This window comes from Pseudomonas sp. SST3, from assembly GCF_003325755.1.
On sequence record NZ_QORI02000199.1, the window covers coordinates 1 to 2868 of the forward strand.

The 2868-nt window shown below is 57.8% G+C and carries 3 protein-coding genes and 2 pseudogenes; 3 read left to right on the forward strand and 2 right to left on the reverse strand.

Features of this window, described 5'->3' with window-relative positions; genetic code table 11:
• Positions 1 to 502: pseudogene (locus tag DQ405_RS26480) on the reverse strand (arsenic resistance protein); the annotation flags it as partial.
• Between the two features lie 230 nt (positions 503 to 732).
• Here DQ405_RS26480 and DQ405_RS26485 point away from each other — a divergent pair.
• The 3 genes and pseudogenes from DQ405_RS26485 (at position 733) to DQ405_RS26495 (ending at position 2311) form a co-directional block, all read left to right on the forward strand.
• On the forward strand, positions 733 to 1167 hold the full coding sequence (locus DQ405_RS26485; RefSeq protein ID WP_174824731.1) for a disulfide bond formation protein B: 435 nt from the start codon (positions 733 to 735) through the stop codon (positions 1165 to 1167).
• Positions 1164 to 1845: pseudogene (locus DQ405_RS26490) on the forward strand (DsbA family protein). Before DQ405_RS26485 ends, DQ405_RS26490 begins: the two are co-directional and overlap by 4 nt.
• Before the next feature lie 4 nt (positions 1846 to 1849).
• Positions 1850 to 2311, forward strand: a complete 462-nt coding sequence (locus tag DQ405_RS26495) for a methyltransferase family protein (protein WP_017246351.1) — start codon at positions 1850 to 1852, stop codon at positions 2309 to 2311.
• Positions 2312 to 2525: 214 nt separating this feature from the next.
• On the opposite strand, the gene DQ405_RS26500 is transcribed toward DQ405_RS26495, so the two are convergent.
• Positions 2526 to 2868: cation transporter dimerization domain-containing protein (locus DQ405_RS26500; RefSeq protein WP_446730927.1), on the reverse strand; the 343-nt coding region annotated here is incomplete at its 5' end.

The following is a 2868-nucleotide window of genomic DNA, read 5'->3' on the forward strand; positions in this document are numbered from 1 at the left end:
GGAAAGCTTCTGCGAAGGGCCACAGCTTGATCACTGTGCCAGCTTCGGAACCAAGGATTAGCTGCAAGTAGAGGGGCAGCAGCAAAAGCTGAAGCAACAGCAGCAATGGCGTCGCCGCGAGCACCAGACGAGAGTCCCCTTTGCCCAGGTGGGTGAAGACCACCACGTAATCGATACAAGGCGTCAGCAGGACAAGTAGCGCGCCGACCAACAAGGCCTTGTTCGATGAGAGCGGCCACGTCACTAGCCACACCATCAATGGCATTAACAGGAAGTTGGCCAGTAACAGGGCACCGACGAAGCGGCGGTTGGCAAAAGCTGCTCGCAGTTCCAGAAAAGGAATCTGCAGAAACATGGCATACATCAGCACGGCAATCGCCGGTGTGATGGCCATGGCCGTCAGTCCGGTGAATTGCGCAGAGCTCAAACCTGCAATGGCAGCGGCCACCACCGCCGCGAAATAAAATGCTATCTGATGTTCTTCCAGCCAGTCCCGCGACATCTGATATCTTCTCTTGCTGCGCAAGGGCGACATTCTCGCACTGGCATCGGATTTAACCCAGCGTTGAGGCTGGTTGCGCAGCGGGCTGCCTGGTTGCTTTTCGCTTGTGCCGGTGGGCGAAGGTTTACAACGCTCCAACAAGTCTTGCCGACAAGAGGAAGCATGGTGTTTCGAAATAACCGGATGGCGGGTCTGACGCAAGTGTTCGTCACCGCCAGGAGCTAACCGCAATGAATCCTCAACGTTCAGGCATGACCTGGAACCTGCTGCTGCTAACCTGGCTGGTCGCACTGGTATCGACCCTATCCGCGCTGTACATTGGCGAGGTGATGGGCCAGGCACCCTGTGTTTTGTGCTGGTTCCAGCGCGCCTTTATGTTTCCGCTGGCGGTGATCCTGGCCATCGCCTGCTACCGCTCGGATTTCACAGTCTGGCGTTACGCCCTACCGCTGACCGCTATCGGTGCGGCTCTGGCATTTGTTCACACGCTGCTCTATGCAGGGCTGATTCCACAGCCGATCCAGCCCTGCACGGCCACCGGTCCATCCTGCTCAGGCGCCGGAATGACCCTCTTCGGCGTGGTGCCCCTGCCGGCACTCGCCTTGTTCGCCTTTATCCTGATCGCCATCCTGCTCATTCTCATCCGTCGGAGAACAACTCCATGAATCGCCGTTCCGTGGTCCTGATCATCAGTGCCGTGATCCTGGCCGTTTTTGCCGCCGCCGCATTCTTCTATTCCCCCTCGCAGTCGCCTCAACAGGCCCAGGCTCCCAGTTCGACAGCCCAAGAGACCGCGACACAACCCAAACAGAACGGAGGCCAACTGGTTCGCTTCCACTCGCCGGTGTTCGGCCCGGCGCAAGCGCCAGTAACCATTGTCGAGTTCTTCGATCCTTCATGCGAGGCATGCCGCGCCTTCCATCCCTTTGTGAAGCAGATCCTCGCCGAGAACCCGGAAGATGTACGTCTGGTGCTGCGCTATGTACTGTTTCATCAAGGTTCGGAAGAAGTGGCGCGGATGCTTGAGGCGGCGCGCAAGCAAAATCTCCATGAACAAGTGCTGGAGGCTGTGCTGGAGACCCAGCCCGGTTGGCACGACGACCCCAAGGTAACGCAGGCATGGGCTGCTGCCGAGCGCGTCGGTTTGAACTTGGAGCAGGCCCGCCAGGACATGCATACGCCTAGCGTCAACGCCGTGCTTGAAACGGACATGCAGGACGTCAAGGCCGTTGGGATTCGTGGCACCCCGACCTTTTTTTGTCAATGGTCGAGCGCTCAGCGAGTTCGGCCCGGAGCCGCTGCGCCGATTAGTGAGCAGCGAAGTGGCCAAGGCACGGGAATGACACTATGAGCGCGCTGGAGAACCGCGTGCCACCGCTGCTCGTAGCTGGCCTGATCGCTCTGCTGATGGGTTTGTCGGGGCCCAGATTACCGAGCATCGAACTGGCATGGACCGCGCGGCTGACCTTCGCTTTGCCGGTACTGTTCCTGGGGCTCGGCGTGTGTTTCGCCGGCGTACTGTCGTTTCGCCGCGCACGTACTACTGTCAATCCATTGCAGCCGCAGCAGGCTTCGGTGTTGGTGGAGGCTGGCATCTATCAGTACAGCCGCAACCCCATGTATTTAGGCTTCGCCATCAGCCTGACGGCCTGCGCGCTGGCCCTGGCCTCGCCTTTTACCCTGCTGGGCGTGGTTGCCTTCGTGCTTTACATGAATCGTTTCCAAATCGAACCCGAAGAGTCGGCGCTGGAAGCGCTGTTCGGCGAATCATTCGCTCGCTACCGCGCACGAGTCCGCCGCTGGCTCTGAGCGTCCGCGGCGGTAGCGACTGGCGGGGCTTGCTCGTCGCTGCAGCCTGCCGAAGGTGCCACGACCTAGCCTGATCTCCTCGTGACGAGCTGCTTTGGCCACATGCCGCTAACATGTCTCTGGTAGAAAACATAGCGCCAACGAGTGATTTCGCAAGTTCACTCCGTTGATACCGAGCTAACTATCTAGCAACAGCGTTGAGCGCAAAGCAGACTTATGCTTCGCTGCGATGACTGTCGGCCTGCCTGGCGTCGATACAAACACTGCCGTCTAGCTCCATTTCAAGTGTCGAGTGGCTGACTTTGTATCGCTCATGAAGTACACGTTTTAAATCAGTCTTCACTCGTTCAATATCGGGCAGGCTAGCCTTCTTGATGACAACGTGAGCTTCCAATGCAGTTGAATGTTCGGCAATTTCCCAGACATGTACGTGGTGAACACTCACAACGTCGTCCACTTGCTCCATGACATTGATAATATCAGTGATGGAAACTCCTTCTGGTGCGCCCTCCATTAACAAGTGAATGGTTTTAGGTAGCATGCTAAAGCCCTGCCAT